The organism is Micromonospora sp. NPDC049101, assembly GCF_040648675.1.
GTDB lineage: Bacteria > Actinomycetota > Actinomycetes > Mycobacteriales > Micromonosporaceae > Micromonospora.
In genome coordinates, this window is the sequence record NZ_JBEZED010000035.1 from 24,212 (window position 1) to 46,526 (window position 22,315).

General features: G+C 72.3%; 19 protein-coding genes. 9 read left to right on the forward strand and 10 right to left on the reverse strand.

Annotated features, from left to right (window positions below):
* The 4 genes from AB0B57_RS32635 to AB0B57_RS32650 all read right to left on the reverse strand — a co-directional run.
* Positions 1-2,349: hypothetical protein (locus AB0B57_RS32635; protein ID WP_357078740.1), on the reverse strand; the 2,349-nt coding region annotated here is incomplete at its 3' end.
* A gap of 78 nt (positions 2,350-2,427) precedes the next feature.
* Positions 2,428-2,736, reverse strand: coding sequence for a cupin (locus tag AB0B57_RS32640; RefSeq protein WP_007465195.1), 309 nt, complete (start codon positions 2,734-2,736; stop codon positions 2,428-2,430).
* On the reverse strand, positions 2,733-3,683 hold the full coding sequence (locus tag AB0B57_RS32645; protein WP_357078876.1) for an LLM class F420-dependent oxidoreductase: 951 nt from the start codon (positions 3,681-3,683) through the stop codon (positions 2,733-2,735). Before AB0B57_RS32645 ends, AB0B57_RS32640 begins: the two co-directional genes overlap by 4 nt.
* A 2-nt stretch (positions 3,684-3,685) precedes the next feature.
* Entirely contained in the window at positions 3,686-4,471 is a 786-nt protein-coding gene (locus AB0B57_RS32650; RefSeq protein ID WP_357078744.1) for an ABC transporter ATP-binding protein, read from the reverse strand.
* 270 nt (positions 4,472-4,741) lie between these two features.
* Between AB0B57_RS32650 and AB0B57_RS32655 the strand changes: the two genes are divergently transcribed.
* Complete coding sequence (locus AB0B57_RS32655) at positions 4,742-5,773, forward strand: ABC transporter substrate-binding protein (RefSeq protein ID WP_357078747.1); 1,032 nt, start codon at positions 4,742-4,744, stop codon at positions 5,771-5,773.
* Between the two features lie 102 nt (positions 5,774-5,875).
* Positions 5,876-6,736 carry an ABC transporter permease gene (locus tag AB0B57_RS32660; protein WP_357078750.1) on the forward strand — a complete coding sequence of 287 codons (861 nt, stop codon included), beginning with the start codon at positions 5,876-5,878 and terminating at the stop codon, positions 6,734-6,736.
* A gap of 101 nt (positions 6,737-6,837) precedes the next feature.
* Here the strand turns inward: AB0B57_RS32660 and AB0B57_RS32665 are convergent, their stop codons facing one another.
* Complete coding sequence (locus AB0B57_RS32665) at positions 6,838-8,016, reverse strand: ABC transporter substrate-binding protein (protein WP_357078753.1); 1,179 nt, start codon at positions 8,014-8,016, stop codon at positions 6,838-6,840.
* A 444-nt stretch (positions 8,017-8,460) separates the two neighbouring features.
* On the opposite strand from AB0B57_RS32665, the gene AB0B57_RS32670 reads away from it, so the two are divergent.
* The 4 genes from AB0B57_RS32670 to AB0B57_RS32685 all read left to right on the forward strand — a co-directional run bounded on the left by AB0B57_RS32670 (position 8,461) and on the right by AB0B57_RS32685 (position 13,043).
* Positions 8,461-11,580 carry a sensor histidine kinase gene (locus AB0B57_RS32670; RefSeq protein WP_357078756.1) on the forward strand — a complete coding sequence of 1,040 codons (3,120 nt, stop codon included), beginning with the start codon at positions 8,461-8,463 and terminating at the stop codon, positions 11,578-11,580.
* The gene (locus tag AB0B57_RS32675; RefSeq protein WP_007465177.1) at positions 11,577-11,984 is read left to right on the forward strand and encodes a roadblock/LC7 domain-containing protein; all 408 of its coding nucleotides are present in this window, start codon (positions 11,577-11,579) and stop codon (positions 11,982-11,984) included. The genes AB0B57_RS32670 and AB0B57_RS32675 overlap by 4 nt, the downstream gene beginning before the upstream one ends.
* A gap of 89 nt (positions 11,985-12,073) precedes the next feature.
* The gene (locus AB0B57_RS32680) at positions 12,074-12,439 is read left to right on the forward strand and encodes a DUF742 domain-containing protein (protein ID WP_007465174.1); all 366 of its coding nucleotides are present in this window, start codon (positions 12,074-12,076) and stop codon (positions 12,437-12,439) included.
* Positions 12,420-13,043: an ATP/GTP-binding protein gene (locus AB0B57_RS32685; RefSeq protein ID WP_184178649.1), complete on the forward strand. Its 624-nt coding sequence runs from the start codon at positions 12,420-12,422 to the stop codon at positions 13,041-13,043. Before AB0B57_RS32680 ends, AB0B57_RS32685 begins: the two co-directional genes overlap by 20 nt.
* A gap of 49 nt (positions 13,044-13,092) precedes the next feature.
* Here AB0B57_RS32685 and AB0B57_RS32690 read toward each other — a convergent pair whose 3' ends face one another.
* The 5 genes from AB0B57_RS32690 to AB0B57_RS32710 are packed head-to-tail and all read right to left on the reverse strand — an operon-like array spanning position 13,093 to position 20,630.
* Positions 13,093-14,181 (reverse strand): uroporphyrinogen-III synthase, encoded by a 1,089-nt coding sequence (locus AB0B57_RS32690; protein WP_357078759.1) that lies wholly within the window; start codon positions 14,179-14,181, stop codon positions 13,093-13,095.
* A complete protein-coding gene (nirD, locus tag AB0B57_RS32695) occupies positions 14,181-14,528 on the reverse strand; it encodes a nitrite reductase small subunit NirD (RefSeq protein ID WP_357078762.1) in 348 nt (115 codons plus the stop codon). Before nirD ends, AB0B57_RS32690 begins: the two co-directional genes overlap by 1 nt.
* The gene (nirB, locus tag AB0B57_RS32700; protein WP_357078765.1) at positions 14,525-17,062 is read right to left on the reverse strand and encodes a nitrite reductase large subunit NirB; all 2,538 of its coding nucleotides are present in this window, start codon (positions 17,060-17,062) and stop codon (positions 14,525-14,527) included. The genes nirD and nirB overlap by 4 nt, the downstream gene beginning before the upstream one ends.
* Complete coding sequence (locus AB0B57_RS32705) at positions 17,059-18,498, reverse strand: FAD-dependent oxidoreductase (RefSeq protein ID WP_357078768.1); 1,440 nt, start codon at positions 18,496-18,498, stop codon at positions 17,059-17,061. The genes nirB and AB0B57_RS32705 overlap by 4 nt, the downstream gene beginning before the upstream one ends.
* The gene (locus tag AB0B57_RS32710) at positions 18,495-20,630 is read right to left on the reverse strand and encodes a molybdopterin oxidoreductase family protein (RefSeq protein WP_357078771.1); all 2,136 of its coding nucleotides are present in this window, start codon (positions 20,628-20,630) and stop codon (positions 18,495-18,497) included. The genes AB0B57_RS32705 and AB0B57_RS32710 overlap by 4 nt, the downstream gene beginning before the upstream one ends.
* Positions 20,631-20,868: 238 nt before the next feature.
* Between AB0B57_RS32710 and AB0B57_RS32715 the strand changes: the two genes are divergently transcribed.
* The 3 genes from AB0B57_RS32715 to AB0B57_RS32725 all read left to right on the forward strand — a co-directional run bounded on the left by AB0B57_RS32715 (position 20,869) and on the right by AB0B57_RS32725 (position 22,195).
* Positions 20,869-21,564, forward strand: a complete 696-nt coding sequence (locus AB0B57_RS32715) for a class I SAM-dependent methyltransferase (RefSeq protein WP_357078774.1) — start codon at positions 20,869-20,871, stop codon at positions 21,562-21,564.
* 90 nt (positions 21,565-21,654) lie between these two features.
* On the forward strand, positions 21,655-21,912 hold the full coding sequence (locus tag AB0B57_RS32720; RefSeq protein WP_088950199.1) for a DUF6364 family protein: 258 nt from the start codon (positions 21,655-21,657) through the stop codon (positions 21,910-21,912).
* A complete protein-coding gene (locus tag AB0B57_RS32725; protein ID WP_354823974.1) occupies positions 21,902-22,195 on the forward strand; it encodes a hypothetical protein in 294 nt (97 codons plus the stop codon). Before AB0B57_RS32720 ends, AB0B57_RS32725 begins: the two co-directional genes overlap by 11 nt.
* Positions 22,196-22,315: the final 120 nt, after the last annotated feature.

Here is a 22,315-nt window from a genome sequence, read left to right on the forward strand (position 1 = left end):
GGTGGTGGGGGTGGGTGTTCTGGTTGGGCCGGCGGTGGTGGTGGGGGTGGGTGTTCTGGTTGGGCCGGCGGTGGTGGTGGGGGTGGGTGTTCTGGTCGGGCCGGCGGTGGTGGTGGGGGTGGGCGTTCTCGTCGGGCCGGCGGTGCTGGTCGGGGTGGGTGTCCTCGTCGGGCCGGTCGTGGGGGTCGGGGTGACGGGGGTTCTTGTCCGACCGGTTCTGGTGGTCGGGGCTGCTGCGCTCGCGGCGGTCGGGGTGGCCTCGGTGACCGGGCCGGACTCGGAGCCCTGGCCCTCTTCGTCGGGCACGTCGGTGCCGGCGGCCGTCTCGTCGGTGCCCGTCGACCCCGATGCCGGCGCACCGTCGGCCGGATTTGTGGTGGCCAGCGGGCTGGCCTTCGGCTTACGGACTCGGCGGGGCTTGACCGTCAGCGGCGCATCCACCCCGTCTGTGCTGGTCCCGTGCGCGCTGCCCCCGTCCATGTTGGCTCGGCCCGCGCTGACCTCGTCCGCACTGGCTGCCCCCGTGCTGGCGGCAACAGCACCGGCAGTTCCCGTGCTGACCTCGTCCGTACCGGCTGTCCCCGTGCTGAAGGCAACCGCGCCGGTGGGATCCGTGCTGACCTTGGCCGCACCGGATGTTCCGCTGCTGGCGGCGGTCGCGCCTGAGGTTTCCGTGCTGGCGGCGGTGGTGCCGGAGGTTTCCGTGCTGGTGGCGGTCGTGCCGGTCGTGCCAGTGCTGACCTCGTCCGCACCGGTAGTTCCCGTGCTGGCGGCGGTCGCGCCGACGGGTTCCGAGCTGATTGCGCCTGCGCCGGCTGCTGCCGTGCTGCTCGTGCCCGTGCTGACGGTGCCGGCGCCGGGTGTCTCCGAGCCGGTCGAAGCGGCTCCCGTCGGGGCGGTGGTGCGTCCGCCGGTCGGCGTTGCGCTGGTGCTCGCCGCGATGCTGCCGGTCGGCTCGTCGGCCGCCGGACCAGCTGTCGGATCGGCGGCGTCGGCGCGTCCGGCCGTGGTGCCGGTCGGGCTGGTGTCGGCGGGTTTGGCCGGGCGCGTGGTCTCGGCCGGGGAGATGACATCATCCCGGCTCAACGAGGGCATTTGCCGTCTGGCGGTGAACTCACCGGTCGGATCGGTCAGCCAGCTCGCGGGCTTCGCCGGCACGGCGGGAGTCGAACCGTGCTGGCCGCTCGCGGTGGTCGCCGGCCAGTCCCAGTGCGCCGGGACGGTGCGTACACCATCGGAGCCGCCGGCCGCACGCGGACCTGGCGCGGAGCCGGCCAGCTCTCCGGGTGGCGACCCGACCGCTGGCGACCCGACCGCTGGCGACCCGACCGCTGGCGGCGCGACGGTCGGCGACCCGGCGGGTTCCGGCGCGTCGGTCCGGTTGGCGGTGGCCTCGTCGTTCGCCGGGCTCGCCGACGCGGCGTTGGGTAGGGCCGGGCCGGTCGGCAGCGCGCCCAGGATGTCGGTGGGCTCGATCGCCGCGGATCCCGCGGTGCGGGCGCGCGACGGCCAGCGCAGCAACGCGGCGGCGGCCGCGCCGAGCGCGCCGGCGAGGATCGCGATCAGCGCGCCGTAGTACGGATTCACCTGGTAGCGGTCCACGGAGTCACCCGGACCGGCGGTCAGGTAGGCGAACGCCACAAGCACCGGACCGGCCACCCCGGTCGCCCCGCTGATCAGGGGTTCCTGCCCCCGCCAGCGAGCCAACCCGGCGGTCGCGGCACCGGCCAGCAGCGCCACGATGGGCAGCAGGAGCAGTGCCAGCCGTTGCGCGGCGGCGTCGTCCAGCCAGCTCGGCTCCAGCACGCCGAGCCGGACGGTCGGCAGCGGCCCGGCCGTGCCGAGCGACGGCAGGACGGAGATCAGCGCCAGCAGCCAGACCGCGCCGGCCACCGCCGCCATGTTCCAGCCCAGCTCGGGCCGGAGCTGGACGGCGATCGCCGCGCCCGCCCCGATCACCGCGCCGAGTACGGCGCAGATGCCCACCGCCCAGACCGGGTCAACGGAGATCAACTCCGCGGCGCGGGCGGGCTGCATGCAGAGCGGGGCGATGACGACGGCGCCGAGTGCCGCCGCGCCGCCGATCGCCAACTGCCGGCGGGTGCTGGCTGCCGGAGCGTCGCTGCGGGCGAGGCGTCCGGTCAGGACAGCGCCGACGACTGCGGCGTTCGCGGCGAACCAGCCGACCCAGACGAGTTGGGCGGGCCACTGGTTGACGGTCGTACCGGTGAAGGCGCCGGTCAGCCGGACGATGCCGAAACCGTACGCGACGCCGAGCTGGCCGGCCCCGGCCAGCACGCTCACCCCGAGCGCCGTGAGCAGCAGTCTGCCCCAGGTCCGAAAGGCCATGTCCGGCACGTTACGCACCCTGTACACCGGACCGCCACCGGCGCGCCGCGCGGCGCGCCGGCTCGCCGTTCGGCGGGTCTACTTGAGTTCGACCAGTCGAGCCAGGTAAGTCGTGTCTCCGACATTGGTGAGCATGTGCACGGCTCCCGGGTCCCGGTAGACCACTCCGCCGGTGGGCTCGTCGGCGTCGATCCGGGTGCCGTCGATGGTCTGCACGACGTTCTTCGCGCCCTCGATCGCCACCACCAGGTACGGGTGATCATGCCGGTGCAGCGGCTGCCGCTCACCCGGCTCGAGCCGGATGTGCCAGACCCGGACCCGGTCGTTCTCGTACACGATCTCCTGGCCCACCGGTCCGAGTTCGGTTCCGTCGATCACGTCGGTCATCGTTCTCCGTCCAGTTGTGGGAGCACCTCGGCGGCGATCAGCTCGAGGTGGTCGAGGTCCGCGAAGTCGATCAGGCGCAGGTGTACGCGGGTGGCGCCGATCGCGGCGAACTCGCCGATCCGCTGCGCGAGCTGCGCGGGCGAGCCGACCACCGGGTCCTCCGGCGGCAGCGCGCTCTTCTCGTGCAGAGGTGCGGCCCGGCGCTGGGCCTCGGCGTCGGTCCGGCCGATGGCCACGACGAGCCCGGCGGAGAGCACCAACGGCGCTCGACCGGACTCCGTCCGACCGGTGCGCTCGCACGCCTCACGCACCCGGTCGAACGCCGCGGCGGTGTCCGCCACGGACTTGAACGGCATGTTGAACTCGTCGGCGTACCGGGCGGCCAGCTCGGGGGTGCGCTTGGGGCCGCGCCCGCCCACGATGATCGGCGGCCCGGGCACCTGCACCGGCTTGGGCAGGGCCGGCGCGTCGACCAGGCGGTAGTGGTCGCCGCTGAAGCTGTAGGTCTCACCGGCCGGGGTACGCCACAGCCCGGTGATCACCTCAAGCTGCTCGGCCAGCCGGTCGAAGCGTTCGCCGACCGGCGGGAACGGAATGCCGTACGAGGTGTGCTCGCGCTCGTACCAGCCGGCGCCGATGCCCAGGTCGACCCGGCCGCCGCTCATCTGGTCGACCTGCGCGACCATCACCGCGAGAGGGCCGGGCAGGCGGAAGGTGGCCGACGTCACCAGGGTGCCGAGCCTGATCCGCTCGGTCTCCCGGGCCAGCGCGGCGAGGGTCAGCCAGGCGTCCGTCGGGCCGGGCAGGCCCGGGTCGGCACCCATCGACTGGTAGTGGTCGGCGCGCAGGAAGCCCTCGTAGCCGCACGCCTCGACCAGTCGGGCGAACCGGAGTTGCGTCTCGTAGCTGGCACCACGGTTCGGCTCGGTGAAGACCGACACCCGCATGCTCATCGTCCTTCCGCGCCGGCCGCGGCCGGCTGCTCGCGTTCCATCAGCAGCTCGTGGAGGTCGGCGCTGACGCGGGCGACGTCGGCCAGGTGGGCGTTGCGGCCCAGGGTGCGGGGTCGGGGGATGGCGACGTCCACCACCTTGCGGATCCGTCCGGGGCGGGGGCTCAGCACGACCACCCGGTCGGCGAGCAGCACCGCCTCGTCGATCGAGTGGGTGACGAAGACGATCGTCGGCTTGTTCTCCATGTGCACCCGCTGGAGTTCGCCGGAGAGTTCCTCGCGGGTGAGCGCGTCCAGCGCGGAGAACGGCTCGTCCATCAGCATCACCCGGGGCTCACCGATCAACGACCGACACAGCGACACCCGCTGTTGCATGCCGCCGGAGAGCTCGTGCGGGAGCCGCTTCTCGAACCCGGCCAGCCCGGCCACGTCGAGCAGTTGCCGGGCCCGCTCGCGGTGCTTGGCGCGGCTCCAGCCGAAGATCTCCACCGGCAGCAGGACGTTGTCCAGCACGGTGCGCCAGGGCAGCAGCGCCGGCTTCTGGAACAGCATGGCGATGTCCTGGCGGGGACGGGAGATCGGCGTACCGGCCACGGTGATCTCACCGGCGGTCAGTGGGAGCAGCCCGGCGATCAACCGCAGCAGTGTGGACTTGCCGCAGCCGGAGCGACCGAGTATGGCGACGAACTCACTCTCGGCGACGTCGAGGTCGATGCCCCGCAGCGCCTCCACCCGGCCGGATCGGCCCTCGAAGGTACGGGACACCCCGGTCAGTCGGATCATCTCCGGCGCACCTCCGCTAAGTGGTCGGTCAGGAATCCGACAAAGGCTAGCGGCGTGTCTGCCTATCGAGCCGTCCGGGGTGGTCATGAGGTTGTTTCCGATCCGCAACCCGATACGCCTGGCGTCGCAACTGTGCCTTTCTCGTACGCTGTGCCCGCGAAGAGTCCCCCCACGACGGCGGCGTCCGGCTTCCACCCCTCCCGCCGGCCCGTCATGACAACCCCCTCCGGCGGCCTGTCGGCCCCGGTTGGAAAGGACATGGTGCTACTGATGAGAAGGCTGACCCGTACGGTCGCTACGGCCGCGCTGGCCACCGCCCTCGCTCTCGTTTCCGCCTGCAGCAGCGGGTCGGACTCGTCGGACGACGCCAAGGGCGGCAAGGGTGGGGAGCTGGAGAAGGTGATCTACCTCACCTCCTTCGGCAACTTCGGCCGTGACTCCTACGCCTGGGTGGCGAAGGAGAAGGGCTTCTTCAAGGACGCCGGCTTCGACGTCGAGATCAAGCCTGGTCAGGGCACCGGCGGCGTGATCCAGACCATCGTCGGTGGCCAGGCCCAGTTCGGCCCGGTCGACCTCACCGGCAGTCTGCTCCAGGTCGGCAACGGCCAGGCGAAGGACTTCACCGTGGTGGCCGCGATCCAGCAGCGCACCATGGCCGGCATCGCCTCGGTCGAGGGCAAGAACATCGCCTCGCCGAAGGACCTGGAGGGCAAGAAGCTCGCCGACACCCCCGGCTCGGTGGTCCGCAACCTCTTCCCGACGTACGCCCGGCTCGCCGGTGTGGACGCGAGCAAGGTGACCTGGGTCAACGGTGAGGCGCAGGCCCTGATCGGCACGCTCGCCTCCGGCGCGGTGGACGGCATCGGCCAGTTCGTCGTCGGCCAGCCGACCATCGAGGCGGTGGCCAAGAAGAAGGCCGTCATGCTGCCGTACAGCAACGTGATGCAGGACCTCTACGGCAACGTGCTGATCACCTCCTCGAAGATCGCCAAGGAGAAGCCCGAGATGGTGAAGCGGTTCACCACGGCGCTGCTCAAGGGCTTGGAGTACAGCCTGGCCAACTCGAAGGAGGCCGGCGAGATCCTGAAGAAGAACGTCGACGCCGCCAACCCGGTCGCCGCCGCCGCCGAGCTGGAGCTGATGGCCGCGTACGTCCGGTCCGGCAACACCGGCACCGCGATCGGCACCCTGGACAGCGGCCGGGTCGCCAAGAGCATCGCGATCCTGCAGGGCGCCGGCGCGCTCAAGCAGAACATCACCCCCGAGCAGATCATCGACTTCAGCCTCGCGCCGAAGGCCTGATCGTCCGGTCGTCACCCGGGGGTACGTCCCGCCGAATTCCGGTGGGGCGTACCCCCGTCGCTCGTCGGCCCCCGGGGGCCGTGGGATTTCGAGGAGGACAAGATGACCGACGTCCGGTCGGTGGACCCGGCGGTGGCGGCATCCCCACCCGTGGGTGTCGGACCCGAGGCGGGGCGGGCAGGTCGAGGCGCCGGTCTCCGCTCCGGGGCCGGGGCGGCGCTGCTGCCCGCGGCCGGCCTCCTGGTCGCCCTGGCGGCGTGGTGGCTGATCGCCCGGCTGGAGCTGGTCCACCCCGCGGCCCTGCCACCGCCTGGCGACGTGCTCACCGCGTTCGTCGACAAGCCCGCCCAGATGCTGGAACACACCTGGGACACCCTGCTGGAGATCCTTGTCGGCTTCGCGCTGTCGGCGGCGGCCGGCATCCTGATCGGACTCTCGCTGGCCAGCTCCCGAACGGTGGAGCGGATGTTCACCCCGCTGTTGGTCGCGGTGAACGCGGTGCCGAAGATCACGCTGGGCCCGCTGTTGGTGGTGGCGCTGGGCTGGGGTCAGAGACCGATCCTGACCATGGTGTTCCTGCTCTGCTTCTTTCCGATCGTGCTCTCCACCGCGACCGGGCTCACCACCACGCCGGCCGACCTGGCCGAGCTGGTGCGTTCCTGGAACGCCTCCCGCTGGCAGGCGTTCCGCAAGGTGCGCTTCCCGGCCGCGTTGCCGCAGATCTTCGTCGGGCTCAAGGTGGCCATGCCACTGGCCGCGATCGGCGCGGTGATCGGTGAGTTCCAGGCCGGCGAGAGTGGCCTCGGCTACGTCATCACGCAGTACGCGGGCGTCGGCGACACCGCCACCGCCTGGGCGGCGATCATGTTGGTGGCGTTGGTGAGCATCCTGCTCTACTCGGCGCTCGTGTTGACCGAACGGATCGCCCTGCCCTGGGTCCGCGAGACCACCAGCAGTCGCTGAGCGCACAGGAAACGCGAAGGGCCGGCCCCCATCGGGAGGCCGGCCCTTTCTCGATCGACTCGGTTTCCGTGACGTCGCGGTTTCTGAATTACCGCGGCCTGTTATCCCGCCAGGCGCCAGCGGCCGTTGCGGGCCACCAGCGTGGTGAGCGCCTGCGGCATCAGACCGCTGTGGTTGTCCGGCGTCATTCGGATCGGGCCCGACAGGCCGTCCATCTGGGACGTTTCGAGCACGTCCCGAATGCCGGTACGGTTCACCTTCCCGGCCTCCCCGCCGGCGCGAAGTTCCGCGTCGGCGATCAGCTGGATGGCGTCCGCCGCGAAGGACGAGGACCCGTTGTACCCGCCGTAGCGTGCGGTGTAGTCCTGGAACCACTGCCGCCGCGCCGCCTTGGCCGGGGTCGTCGCGATCACGTCGTCGATCACCATCGTCTGGGTGAAGATCAGCGTGGCCCGCTCGGTCGCCCTGGCCGCCGCACCGAGGAAGAGGTCACCGGCCGCACCCGCGTCAAAGAAGAGGGACCCGCGGAAGGTGGTCTGCTGAGCGCTTGTGGCGGCCAGTGTCGCCTGCTCCGGCGGCGTCCAGAAGACCAGCGCGTCGAGCTTGGTCGCCGTGAGCTGTTGGATCTGCTGGCTGACGTCGGTGTCGGTGGTCTTGGCCCGCTGCTCGCGGAGCGTGATGTTGGCCTTGACCAGCTCACTCCGGAGTGCGGCCGCGCCCTCCCGGCCGTAGTCGTCGTCGCTGAAGAGCGCACCCACCTTGCGGATGTTGTTGCGACGCAGTTCCGTGGTCAGCGCGGCAGCGCTGTCCGGGGCGTTGGGGCCGAGCTTGAACACGAAGCGCCGTTCCGCCGCCGGGCTGGCGATGGCGCCGGAAGCGGCGAGCGCAATGGTGGGAATCCGCTTCTCGTTGATGGTCCCAACCGCACCGACCGCGCATTCGTTACAGCCACCCATGATGATGGCGCTGACCCGAGAATCGCCGCTCAAGTCGACGATGTTGCGAAGTGACTCGGCCGGGTCGGAACGGTTGTCCTTCACCTTCAGCTCGATCTTCCGGTTGTTCAGTGCTCCGGAGGAGTTCAACTGGTCCCTCTTGAGTTCCAGCGCGCGCTGGTATGCCCGCCCGACGGGGGCGGCGGCGCCGGAGAGTTCGAGGTCGGCAGCGATCACGATCGGACTCGTGTCCTGCTCCGCCCCGCCGAACTGGCAGCCGGTGAGCGTGGTGGCCACTACGGCCGATGCGAGCGCCGCGATGGTCGCGGAGCGGATGGGGCTCAACTCAGTCCTCCAGGTGCGGGCGCGGGCGCTGCCCGGTCACCGCCGCTAATCCGTCCTCAGTGGAAGACGGGATCTCCTCTGCCGTACGGTGTGCGCGAAGCCTGCAAAACCTTGCCAATGGCCGGCGCTGTGGTCAAGCGCGGACCCCGGCAGCACTTTCGGGACGGCCATCCCACATGCTGGGGTAACGCAATGTTTGCAAAAGCTCACTTTGCATACACGCGTGACCACTCAGGAGTTACATGCCCTGTTCAGGGGCTTGCGGAAATGAAGGTATCAGTTGCCCGGATCACGGGATGCGCTCCGTCCGACCGTTTCCTACCTCACTGCGGCTTCCCAAACAGGATCTTCTCTGATGAAATCGCGGCCGTGCCGCGCGTGGTCCCCTCCGCTTACGGCATGGCTCGGCGGGTCAGGTGGGGAAGAAACGACGGAGGCGATGTCGTGAGCACCGGACCGACGACCCTGCCCGCGCTCGGCGACAGCGCACGGCCCACCCGCCGGCGGATGCCGCGACTGCGCGACGCCCGGATCCGGTCCAAGCTGGCGCTGATCCTGGTCGTCCCGGTGGCGGCGGTGATCGCGCTGGCCACGGTCCGGCTGATCTCCGTTGGCGAGGGTGCCTTCGACGCCACCCGAGCCCGGTCACTGACGGCGCTCTCCATCGACGTCAGCGCGCTCACCCAGGACCTCCAGGCCGAGCGGATGGCCGCGGCGGCCTACCTGGCCACCCCGCAGCAGCCGGCCGACGCGTACAACCTGCGGGTCCGCCAGACGCAACAGAAGGTGGACGAGTACCGCGCCGAGCGGGGCCGGATCGGCGAGGTGCCGGCGGCCCTGCGGGACCGGCTGGCCACCATCGACGACCACCTCGCCACTCTGGACGGCACCCGCCAGAAGGTGCTGGACCGCCGGCAGATGGCGGTCGCCGAGGCGGTGCTCCGCTACGGGGTCATCCTCACCGACCTGGTCGCCTACGGTGACGGCCTGGCCCAGCTGCCCGGCGACGAGAGCCTGTCGGACAGCCGCCGCGCGGTCTCCGCGTTCGCCCGCGCCAAGGCCTCCGTCGCCGAGGAGGAGGCGGTCGCCTTCACCGCGCTGACGGCGGGCCAACTCGACTCGGAGCAGTTCTCCTCCTTCGTGGCCACGCTGACCAGTCAGCAGGAGGCCCTGGTCGCCTTCTCCCTGGCCGCCGACCCGGTGCAGCGCGCCCTGGTCGACAGCACCGTCTCCGGTGACGCGGTCGGCCTGGCCGACCGGGTCGCCAACGACATCACCCGGTCGGTCGGGCAGCGCCCGCTGGTCACCGCGCAGGACGCCACCGCCGCCATCGGCGCCGTCAACGACCTGATGCGCTGGGCCGAGATCCAACTGCAGGACCGGCTGCTCCAGCAGGCCGACCAGGCCCGCTCGGACGTCATCCGGCAGGCCGCGATCGAGTCGATCCTGGTGCTGCTGACCCTGATCATCGCCGTGTCGCTGGCCGTGGTGCTGGCCCGCTCGCTCAACCACTCGCTGCGCCGGCTCCGTGAGGGTGCCCTCTCGGTGGCCAACCACGACCTGCCCGACGCGGTGCGGCGGCTGCAGACCATGGGCAGCGTGGGCGACGGCGGAGTGGAGGAGATCGTCCGCCAGGTGCGCGACCCGATCCAGCTCAACACCCGCGACGAGGTCGGTCAGGTGGCGTTGGCCTTCAACGTCGTCCACCGCGAGGCGGTGCGGGTCGCCGCCGAGCAGGCCGCGTTGCGGACCAGCGTCTCGGCGATGTTCCTCAACCTGGCACGTCGTAGTCAGACCCTGGTCGACCGGATGATCGGCGAGCTGGACGCGATCGAGCGCGGCGAGGAGGACCCGAAGCGGCTCGCGCAGCTCTTCGAGCTGGACCACCTGGCCACCCGAATGCGCCGCAACGACGAGAACCTGCTGGTCCTGGCCGGCGCCGACTCCGCCGTGCCGCGCCGCGACGACGCGCTTGTCGTGGACGTGCTGCGCGCCGCCCAGTCCGAGGTGGAGCTCTACAACCGCATCGAGTTCGGCACGGTGGACACCGACATCTCGGTGGCCGCGCACGCCGTCAACGACGTGGTACGCCTCGTCGCCGAACTGCTCGACAACGCCACCCGCTTCTCACCGCCGAACACCACCGTGGTCGCCGACGGGCGCCGGATCCGCGACTACGTGCTGATCCAGATCGAGGACCGTGGGCTCGGCCTCACCGACGAGCAGCTCGACTCGCTCAACCGCCGGCTGGCGGCCCCGCCGAGCGTCGACGTCGCCGCGTTCCGGCTGATGGGTCTGGCCGTGGTCAGTCGGCTCGCCTCCCGCTACGGCATCCGCGTGGAGCTGCGTCGCAACGTCGAGGGTGGCACCGTCGCCCAGGTGACGTTGCCCGCCACCACCGTGGTGCTGCCCAGCAGCCGGGGCCGCGACCAGGTGCTCACCCGGCCGCGTCAGCCGATGGCCGTGGAGCAGACGCCGCTCACCCCGGCCGGTCACCGCGAGCAGTACGCCGGTGCCGCGACCGCGGCGGCGACCCTACCCGACCAGTGGCGCACCAACACGCCGGCTCCGGCCCAGTGGCAGTCCCCGCTGGACTCGCGGGACACCACCCCGGCCGTACAGGCGGGTGGCTTCGGCGCTACCCGCTCGCCGGCACCGGCCGCCCCGACACCCGTCGCCCCGCTCCCGCCGGCGCGGCCCGCGTTCGGCACCGGCGCGGGTGCCTCGGCGGGCGGCCCGACCGTGGCCTACCCGACCATCGATCCGCTGCCCCGACGCGGCGCGACCGCGGAGGCGGCGGACGGGCGCGGCGCCCCGGGTCTGCCGGTCGGCCCGGTCGCCGGCGCCGGCGCGGTGGCACCGCCGCCCGCGCCGTCGGTGCCCGCCGCACCGGTCACCAACCGGCCCGACTTCCCGGCCGAGGCGCCGATCTTCCGGGAGATGGAGGCGGTCTGGTTCCGGTCGCACGGCGACGACGCCACCGCGATCTTCACCCGGCCCTCGTTCGACGAGCCGCCAGCGCCCGCCGCCCCGGCCGACGCCGGCATGCGCACGGGCAGCAGCGGCCAGCCGAGTGCCGCGTCCGCGCCGACCACGGCACCGGCCCGACCGCCCCTGCCGACCCGCACCCCGGGCAGCTCCAACACCGACGGCACCACCACGCCGGGCACCGGGGGCCGTGGCAGCGCGACCACCGGCGGGTTCGGCACCCCGCCGTCGTACGCGCCGCCGCCGGCAGCCCGGCCGGCACCGGCCGCTCCCGCCACGCCTACCGCGCCCCCCGTGGACCCGGATGCCTGGCGGACGGCGGCGGACGAGGGCTGGTCCCGGGCCAGCCGGGCCGCCGAGCCGGCCCCCGCCGGGACCACCCGCTCCGGGCTGCCCAAGCGGGTGCCGCAGGCGCAGCTCGTGCCGGGTGGCATCGAACCGAAGAGCGGCCGGGACCGCAGCCGGCGGACCCCCGATGAAGTACGCGGTCTGTTGTCGGCCTACCACCGCGGTGTACAACGTGGTCGGACGGCCGGAACGGACCTGAACAGCACCTCGACCAAGGAGAGCCGATGAACAGGCCAGCTGCCATGCAGGACATGGGTTGGCTGCTCACCAACTTCGCCGACAGCGTGGCGGGCATCGCCCACGTGGTGGCGGTGTCCGCCGACGGGCTGCTGCTCGCGTCCTCCCGGGATCTACCGGGGGACCGGGCCGACCAGCTCGCCGCGATCACCTCCGGCGTGGTGAGCCTGACCGAGGGCGCTGCCCGGATGTTCAGCGCGGGCGGGGTGTTGCAGACAGTCATCGAGATGGACAGCGGATACCTCTTCCTGATGTCGATCAGCGACGGGTCGTCGATGGCCGTGCTGGCCGCGCGCAGCTGCGACGTGGGCCAGGTGGGTTACGAGATGGCGCTGCTGGTCGAGCGGGTGGGTGCCGCGCTGGTGCCGCTGCCGCGCGACGCGGTGCGCTCGTAGCACCGAGAAGAAGGCGCTCGGCCGCGCGCCGAGTCAGGAACGGGAGGCGGCACACAGCGGCTCCGCAGGGGACGAGGAGGTGATCGGGGATGGACCAAAGGCGCGCTGACCCGCGTGGCGCGCTGGTGCGTCCGTACGCGGTCACCCGGGGTCGTACCGAGCCTCGGCAGGACATCGCCCTCGAGGCAGTCCTCACCGCGTCTCCCACCCAGGTTGCCGAGTCCCGCTTCGCCGGGCATGACAAGCACCGCATCGCCACGGTCTGTGAGGGCCGAGCACAGTCGCTGGCGGAGATCGCCGCGTACACCCGGATGCCGCTGGGCGTCGCCCGGGTGTTGGTCGCCGACATGGTGGCCGAGAGCCTGCTGACGTTACACACTGCTGCTCCCGCCGAGGGGTTCGAGGAGCGGATGGAACTGCTTGGAAGGGTGCTAAGTGGACTTCGCAGGCTATGACCCCGCTGGGGGGCGGCCAGGCCGGGGAATCGTCTCCGCGAAGATCGTCGTCGCGGGCGGCTTCGGCGTCGGCAAGACAACACTGGTCGGGGCGATCTCCGAGATCACACCGCTGACCACCGAGGCGTTGATGACCGCGGCGGGTGTCGGCATCGACGACCCGTCCAAGGTGCCGGGCAAGGAGACCACCACGGTCGCCATGGACTTCGGCCGGATCACCATGGCCCAGGACCTGATCCTGTACCTCTTCGGTACACCCGGTCAGACCCGGTTCTGGTTCATGTGGGACGAGATCATCCGAGGTGCGGTGGGTGCCGCCGTGCTGGTCGACACCCGCCGGATCACCGACGCGTTCGCCCCGCTGGACTACTTCGAGAACCGCAACCTGCCGTACGTGGTGGCGCTGAACCGGTTCGACGGTGCTCCCCAGTACGAGCTGGAGGAGGTCCGCGAGGCGCTGGCCATCTCGCCGCAGGTGCCGCTGGTGATGACCGACGCCCGGCACCGGGACTCGGTCAAGCAGGTGTTGGTGACTGTCGTCGAGCACGCCATGCTGCGCCTCCAGGCGGAGCACGGGCGAGGCTTCCCCACGCCGGTCGGCTGACGCGTGGCGTCACGGCCGGCACCCACCGGCCGGCCGTGACAGACGCGCGCTAGTCGACGCGGAGCCGGTAGCCGCGCTTCACGATTGTCTGCACCACGCGCGGCGCGCGCAGGCCAGCCCGGAGGCGGGCCACCGCCATCTCCACGGCATGCTCGTCCGCGCCCCGGGGCAGCGTCCGTAGCAGCGCCGTGCGGGACAGCACCCGGCCGGGGGACTGGGCCAGCGCCCGCAGCACCGCCATCGGGGCGGGGGCGAGCGGCCGCAACTCGCCGTCGATCACGGCGGCGTGCCCGCGCAGCGTGAGCAGGTGCCCGCCGGCCTTGAACGTCATGGTCCGGCGGGGCAGCTCGTCGACGATGGTCCGCACCAGAGCCCCCAGTCGAGCCCGGCCCGGCGCGCTCACCGGCACCCCGTAGCGCAGCAGCGGCTCGGCGGTCACCGCGCCGACGCAACTGGCCAGGACGTCACCGCGGAACGCGGACACCACCGCGTCGGTACGGTCCCCGGCCGCGCGCAGGAGTGCCTCGACCGCGGGTGCCGAGGTGAACGTCACCGCGTCCACCAACCGGCTGGTGATCAGGTCGATCAACCGGTGCAGCGGCGCCGGGTCGGTCGGCGGGGCCCAGCGGTAGACCGGCACCTCGATCACCGTGGCGCCGGCCGCCTCCAACGCGAGAGTGCACTCGGGCTGCCGCTCACCGTGCAGCTGCATGGCGACCACCTGCCCGGCCACGCCGCGTCGGCGCAGGTGGTCGACGACCTCCTCGCAGCTCTCCGAGGCTGGTGACCACTGGTCGTGCAAACCGGCCGCACGAATCGCGCCGCGCGCCTTCGGGCCCCGGGCCACCACGTACGAGTTGGCCAGCACCGAACGCAGCGGCTCGGCCAGCCCCCAGCCCTCGGCCGCCTCCAGCCACCCGCGCATGCCGATGCCGGTGTTGGCCATCAGGATGTCCGGCGGTTGGTCGAGGCAGGCGCGGGTCGCCTCGCGCAGCTCGGTGTCGTCGGACAGCGGCACGATCCGCAGTGCCGGGGCGAGCACCACCCGCGCTCCCCGCCGTTCGAGCAGCGCCGCCAACTCGTCGCGCCGCCGGTCGGCGGTCACCCCGATGGTGAAGCCCGCCAATTCTTCCCGCATCAACCCTCCTGTCGCAGCCGCACCTCGACCAGCCCGTCGCGGCAGCGCACGTCGTGCCGCCGCACGGTAACCCCCGGCAGGTCGAGGCAGTCCCCGCTGCGCAGGTCGTACACCTGCTTGTGCAGCGGTGAGGCGACCGTCGGCACTCCGCCACGGCTGCCGACGATGCCCCGGGACAGCACGTACGCCCCGGAGACCGGGTCGCGGTTGTCGATCGCGAACAGCCCGTCGGTGGTTCGGAAGAGGGCGACCTGCACCCCGTCGACCAGGGCGGCGACGCCCCGATCCGGGTCCAACCGGTCGAGGGGACAGACGGTGGTCCAGGGCAGCGTGATGGTCTGGGTCATCGCCGTACCTCCGGTAGGCCGAGGGTGACCGGTTGCCGACGGTGCCCGTCGATCGGCTCGGATCCGGTCGGGGGGTGGTCGTGTACGGGCACCGGCTGGCCGCGTTCCCGGCCGAAGGTGATCGACGGGTCGGGCACGTCGGGGGCGTTGACGAAGGAGGTGTAGCGGCGCAGCCGATCCGGGTCGTCGAGCACGTCGCGCCACTCGTCGGAGTACGTCGCCACGTGCCGGGCCATCGCCGCGTCCAGCTCGGCGCAGAGCCCCAGCGAGTCGTCCACGATCACGGCGCGCAGGTGGTCCAGGCCGCCGTCCATCGCCTCGATCCAGCCGGCGGTGCGTTGCAGCCGGTCGGCGGTGCGGATGTAGTAGATCAAAAACCTGTCGATAAGCGTGATCAGCGCCTCGGTGGACAAGTCAGTGGCGAACAGGTCTGCGTGCCGGGGCCGGAAGCCGCCGTTGCCACCGACGTAGAGATTCCAGCCGGTCTCGGTGGCGATGATGCCGAAGTCCTTGCTGCGTGCCTCCGCGCACTCGCGGGCGCAACCGGAGACCGCGGACTTGAGCTTGTGCGGGGCGCGCAGCCCCCGATAGCGCAGCTCCAACGCGACGGCCAGTCCCACCGAGTCCTGCACCCCGTACCGGCACCAGGTCTCGCCCACGCAGGACTTCACCGTGCGCAGCGCCTTGCCGTACGCGTGGCCGGACTCGAAACCGGCGTCCACCAGCCGCCGCCAGATCTGCGGCAACTGCTCCACCCGCGCACCGAACAGGTCGATCCGCTGCCCGCCGGTGATCTTCGTGTAGAGCTGGAAGTCCCGGGCGACCTCGCCGATCACGATCAGCTTCTCCGGGGTGATCTCGCCGCCCGGGATTCGGGGCACCACCGAGTAGCTGCCGTCGCGTTGCAGGTTGGCCAGGAAGTGGTCGTTGGTGTCCTGCAACGACGCCTGCTCACCGTCGAGCACGTGCCCGGTGCCCAGCGACGCGAGGATCGACGCCACCACCGGCTTGCAGATGTCGCAGCCGCGCCCCTGCCCGTGCTCGGCGATGAGCTGGGAGAAGGTGCGGATGCCGCGCACGCGGACGATCTCGAACAGCTCCCGTCGGCTGACGTCGAAATGCTCGCAGAGGGCACTGGACTGCACCACCCCGGCCGCGTCCAGCAGCTGCTTGAGCATCGGCACACAGGACCCGCAACTGGTGCCGGCCCTGGTGCACGCCTTCAACGCCGGCACGTCGGCGCAACCGTCGGCGATGGCGGCGTCCACGTCGCCGCGGGTCACCGCGTTGCAGGAGCAGACCTGGGCGGCGGCGGGCAACGCGCCGGCGTCCGCGCCACCGCCCTCCGGGGCGAGCAACGCCAGTGGCGCGGCCGGCAGTGGACCGCCCACGCTGGCCCGCAGCGTCGGGTACGCGCTGGCATCGCCAACCAGCACCCCACCGAGCAGGGTGTGCGCGTCGTCGGAGAGGACCAGCTTCGCGTAGACCCGGGTGGCCGGGTCGGTGAACGTGACGTCCAGGCAGCCCGGGGTCGTGCCGTGGGCGTCACCGAACGAGGCCACGTCGACGCCGAGCAGCTTGAGCTTGGTGGCGGTGTCCGCGCCCGGGAAGGTCGCCGCGCCACCGACCAGCCGGTCGGCCACCACCTCGGCCGTCGCGTACCCCGGCGCGACCAGGCCGTGGCAGGTGCCGTCGACCGCCGCGCACTCACCGACCGCCCAGATCCGCTCGTCGGCGCTGCGGCACGTCTCGTCGACGAGCACCCCACCGCGCGGACCCACCGGCAGACCGGACGTCCGGGCCAGCTCGTCGCGTGGCCGGATGCCGGCGGCCACCACCACCAGCTCGGCGTCGACCGCGTTGCCGTCGGAGAGTTCCAGGGCGGCGACCGCGCCGTCCGGGCCGGGCCGGATCGCCGTGGTGGCCACTCCGAGATGGGTTCGCACGCCCAGGTCGTCGACGTAGCGGCGGAGCATCGCACCGCCGGCCTGGTCCACCTGCACGGGCATCAACCGGGGCGCGAACTCGACCACGTCGGTGCTCAGACCGAGCAGCCGCAGGGCGTTCGCCGCCTCCAGACCGAGCAGCCCACCGCCGATCACCGCGCCGACCCGCCGGCCCCGCGCGTACTCCCGGATCGCGGCCAGGTCGTCCAGGGTCCGGTAGACGAAGACGCCGGGCAGGTCGGCCCCGGGCACCGGCGGCACGAACGGGTACGACCCGGTGGCCAACACCAGCGCGTCGTAGCGGTACTCGCCCACGGCGGTGGTCACCACCTGCCGCTCCCGGTCGAGGGCGGTGACCGGCTCACCGAGGCGCAGCCGCACCCCCTCGTGCGGGGTGTGCACGTTGAGCTCGTCCTCGCTCACCCCGTCGAAGTACGCCGAGAGCCGCACCCGGTCGTACGCCGGACGCCCCTCCTCGGCCAGCACGGTCACGCGCCAGTGCCCCTGCGGGTCCCGGGCGCGCAGCGCGTCGACGAACCGCTGCCCGACCATGCCGTTGCCGATGACGACCAGTTCGCCGCCGTTCATCGCGTCACCTCCACCGATTCCGCCTGGCTGAGCCAGTCGACGATGCCGCCCACCGCGTCGCGGCAACCGCCGCATCCGGTGCCGGCCCGGGTCGCGGCCGTCACCGCGTCGACCGTGCGGGCCCCGGAACGCCAACTGCGCACCAGAGCGCCCTTGCTCACCGAGTTGCACTGACAGACCGTGGCCCCGTCCGGCATCAGTGCCGGAGTCGCGGCCGGTGTCGCGCCAACCGTGCCGAGTGCCCGGCCCAGCAGGAGTGCCCGCCGGTCGGTCGGCACCGGGTGGCCGCGGTCGAAGAGTTGGATCACCGTGCCGACGGCCGGGTTGTCGCCGAGCAGGATCGCCCCGACCAGCCGCTCGTCCTGGATGCGCAACCGGGCGTACGTGCCCCGGCTCGGGTCGGCGAAGGTCAGCTCCTCACCCGGCCCGCCGCCCACCGGGTCACCCATCGACGCCAGGTCGATCCCGGCGGCCTTGAGCCGGGTCACCACCGGCCGGGGTCGGTAGCGGGCCAGCGGGTCCGTCCCGGTGAGCACGTCGGCGAGCACCCGGGCCTGGGCCCAGGCGGGTGCGACAAGCCCGGTGAGCACGCCGTCGTGCTCGGCGCAGTCGCCGATCGCCGAGATGGACCGGTCGCTGGTGCGGAGCCGGTCGTCCACGATCACGCCACGGCCGACGCTCAACCCGGCCGCCTGCGCCAGGGCGGTGTCCGGGCGGACGCCGCAGGAGAGCACCAGCAGGTCGGCGTGCAGCGTCCGACCGTCGGCCAGGTCGAGGCGGACGCCGGTGGCGTCCGCGGCCACGCCGATCGCCGGCACCGCCAGTTGGATGGTGACGCCGAGACCGGCGAGCGTGCCGGCGAGCACCGCACCGGCCGCCGGGTCGAGCTGCCGTTCCATCAGGTGCCCGCGTGGGTGCACCACGGTCGTGGTCAGCCCGCGGGCGGCGAGGCCGCGGGCGGCCTCCAACCCGAGCAGGCCACCACCGAGCACCAGCGCGCTGCGGGCGCCGTCCGCCGCGGCGAGGATCCGTCGGCAGTCGTCCAGGGTACGGAAGGGGACCACCCGCTCCGGCAGGTCGGCCGGGTCGAGGCCGGGCAGTGGCGGCACCACCGCCCGCGCCCCGGTGGCCAGCACCAGGTGGTCGTAGCCGATGCGTTCGCCGTCGGCGGTGTGGACCTCCCGGGCGGACCTGTCGACTCCGGTCACCGGTACGCCGGTGCGCAGGTCGATGCCGTGCCCGGCGGCCTCGGTCAGCTCCACGTCCGGCTCGTCGACCCGGCCGGCCAGCAGGGTGGAGAGCATGATCCGGTTGTACGCCCGGTGCGGCTCCGCCCCGAGCACGGTGACCTTCCGGTCGCCCTCCCGGGCGTGCAGCTCTCCGGCGAGGCGGGCACCCGCCATCCCGTTGCCGACGATCACCACCCGGGCGGTCATGCCTTCTCCACCCGGACCGCGCAGATCTTGAACTCGGGCATCCCGGAGATCGGGTCGACCGCGTCGTTGGTCACCGAGTTGGCTCGCCCGGCCCCGGCGTAGTGGAACGGGGCGAACACCGTGTCCGGTCGGATCCCGGCGCTGAGTCGGGCCGGGGCGCACAACTCACCTCGGCGCGAGGTGACCCGCACCGGGTCTCCGTCGTCGACGCCCAACCGGGCGGCCAGGTCGGGGTGCAGCTCGACGAATGCCTCACCGGCAGCGCGGCGTAGCGCGGCCACCCGGCGGGTCTGGGTGCCGGACTGGTACTGCGCCAGCACGCGGCCGGTGGTGAAGTGCAGCGGGTACGCGGCGCTGACTTCCTCGGCGGCGGGCCGGTGGTCGACGGGGTGGAACCGGGCTCGGCCGTCCGGGGTGGCGAACCGGTCGGCGAAGAGCCGCGGCGTGTCCGGCCCGTCCTCGGTCGGGCAGGGCCAGTAGACGCCGTCGTCGGCGTCGATCCGGGCCCAGCTGATGCCGGCGTAGTCGGCGGCCCCGCCGGCCGAGGCGCGGCGCAACTCGGCGAAGACGGCGGCCGGATCGGCGGGGAACCGCGTCGCCGCGACGTCGGTGTCCGTTGCTTCGGCGGACGCCAGCCGGGCCGCGAGGTCGGAGATGATGGCCAGGTCGGTCCGGACGTCCGGCGGGGGCGGGCGGAGCGCGCGCCGACGCAGCACCCGACCCTCCAGGTTGGTCATGGTGCCGTCCTCCTCGGCCCACTGCGCCGTGGGCAGCACCACGTCCGCGAGCGCGGCCGTCTCGGAGAGCAGCAGGTCCGCGACGACCAGCAGGTCGAGGTCGCGCAGCCGGCTCTCGATCCGTGCCGCCCGGGGGGCGGAGATCACCGGGTTCGAGCCGAACACCAGCAACGCCCGGGGGCCGGCCGGTGTGCCGAGTGAGTCGAGCAGTTGGTAGGCCGGCACACCCGGACCGGGCAGCTCGTCGGCCGGCACTCCCCAGACGCCCGCCACGTGCTCGCGGGCCACCGGGTCGTCGATCTTCCGGTAGCCGGGGAGTTGGTCGGCCTTCTGCCCGTGCTCCCGCCCACCCTGGCCGTTGCCCTGGCCGGTGAGACAGCCATAACCCGAGCCGTCGCGACCGGGCAGACCGAGGGCGAGGGCGAGATTGACGTACGCGCTGACGGTGTCCACGCCCTTGGCGTGCTGCTCGGCACCACGGGCGGTCAGGATGATCACTCGACCGCCGGTGCCCAGCGCCCGGGCGGTCGCCTCCAGGTCGGCCACCGGCACCCCGGAGAGTTGTTCGGCGCGGGCCGGCCACCAGGCGGCGACGCTGCGGCGGACCGCCTCGAACCCGGAGGTGCGTTCGGCCACGTACTCCCGGTCGATCCAACCCTCGGTGAGGGCGATGTGCAGCAGTGCGTTGGCCACCGCGAGATCGGTGCCGGGCAGTGGTTGCAGGTGCAGGTCGGCCTGGCGGGCGGTGGCGGTGACCCGGGGGTCGACGACGATCAGTTGACCCCCGTTGCCGCGCTGCTCGGTGAGCCAGCGCACGAGCGGCGGCATGGTCTCCGCCGGGTTCGCGCCGACCAGCAGCAAGGTGTCGGCCCGGCCCAGGTCGGAGAGCGGGAACGGCAGCCCCCGGTCGATGCCGAAGGCGCGCATCCCGGCGGCTGCCGCCGAGGACATGCAGAACCGTCCGTTGTAGTCGATGTGCCGGGTGCGGAGCCCGATCCGGGCGAACTTCCCCAACGCGTACGCCTTCTCGTTGGTCAGGCCGCCGCCGCCGAAGACGGCGACCGCGTCCCGGCCGGCATTGTCCTGCACCGCGCGGATGCCCGCGACGACCCGATCGAGGGCGACGTCCCAGCTTGCCGGGTGCAGCGCACCGGTGGCGGGGTCGCGCACCAGGGGGGTGGTCAGCCGCTCCGGGTGGTCGAGCAACTCGGCGGAGGTCCAGCCCTTCTGGCAGAGCCCGCCCCGGTTGGTGGGGAACTGGCGGGGATGGACCGTCACCCCGGTGTCGTCCTCGCGTAGCACCATCCCGCACTGAAGCGCGCAGTACGGACAGTGCGTCGCCACCTGCCGGGGTGTGGACCCCGGTCGAGTTGCCGACCGTGCACCGTCTGTCATGTCGGCAAAGCGTGCCGCCAGGCCGTTTCCAGTCCGGGTCCCTTCTGTTTCGGTCCTGTCAAGTGGGGCTCACACCGCACCGGGGCAGCGGGCGTGGCGGATGGGTGGTGTCGGCCGACCTGCCGTTCGCCATCCGTGGCCCGAGCCGCCCACGTCCCACGCAGCGGGCAGTGCGGTGCTTGTCCCGCTCGTCTCGCTTACCATGTGGGAAAATCGTCTCATTAAATGGGAGTATGCGATGGGTGTGGTGGACGTCTTCGACGCGGTGGCCGGCACCTACGACGAGGAGCGCCGGCGACTGATTCCCTGCTTCGACGCCTTCTACGGCACCGCCGTCCAGGTGGCCGCTCCACCGCTGCGCGCCGCGCTCGCCGCCGGGCGTACCCCGGAGGTGTTGGATCTGGGCGCCGGCACCGGCCTGCTCTCGCTGCTGCTCGCCGCGGCGGTGCCCGGAGTCCGGCTGACCCTGGTGGACGGAGCGCCGGCGATGCTCGCGCGCGCCACCGAGCAGCTGCGCGACCGGGACGTGCCGCACCGGTCCGTGCTGGCCGACCTGTCCGGCGAGCTGCCGCCGGGCCGGTACGACGCGGTGGTCAGCGCGCTGGCGATCCACCACCTGGACGACGCCGGCAAGCAGGCGCTCTACCGGCGGGCCGCCAACGCGCTGGCACCGGGCGGGGTGTTCGTCAACGCCGAGCAGGTCGCCGGGCCGACCCCGGAGCTGGAGCGGCGCTACGACGAGGTGTGGATGGAACGGATCGCCGAGCTGGGCGCGTCCCCCGAGGAGATCGCCGGCTCCCGGGGGCGGATGCGGCACGACCTGCCGGCGACCGTCACCGACCAGTGCCGGTGGCTCGCCGAGGCCGGCCTGGTCGACGTCGACTGTTACTTCAAGGAGTGGCGCTTCGCGGTGTTCGGTGGCCGGGTCCGGTGACCTGAGCCGGAATGGGCGTTTCGACGCCGAAGGTGGGTGTGCGCCCCACGGGGATGACTGACGGTCATACCGCTGGGTAGTCTCAGCGGCATGACTGCCAAGGTGACTCTGTCGTTTACCGACGAGACGATCGAGGAGGCGCGGCGGTTCGCCAAGCGCGAGGGGCTGTCGCTCTCCGCCTGGATGGACCAGGCCGCCCGCGAGAAGGCGCTGCGCGAGGTCTTCACCGCGCACGCCGCCGCCGTGGGCCGCGCCGGCCTGGACCTGGAGTCCGCCGCACTCGCCGACGCCCGCGAGGTGGGCATGGTCAACGACCTGCTCTCCGGCGGACGACCGCGTGCTGCGTAGGGGAGAGGTCTGGCGCATCGAGGGCGCCCGGGAACGCCTCGGCCTCGTGATCAGCTCGGACGTCTACAACTCCACAGACGTGCCCATCGTGATCGTGGTCGAGGTGGTCGAGGAGTCGCTGCTGCGCGACTCGCCGCTCGCCGTGGCGATGGGCCGGTACGTGGTGATGCCCGACCGCATATCATCGCCGATGAAGAAGTGGTTCACCGACTGCGTGGACGTCGCCGACACCGACACCATGCTCCGGGTCGGCCGCGCGCTGCGCATCCTCCAACAACTCTGACCGCGCGCCCGGGCGGCACGCGCTCACCATCGCCACCGGCCCGTCGTGCGGTCCCCGTTTCCGGGCCGACCCAGGACGGGCACTGCCAGGTAATCAGGCGTTCCTAGCGTTTCTCCTCGT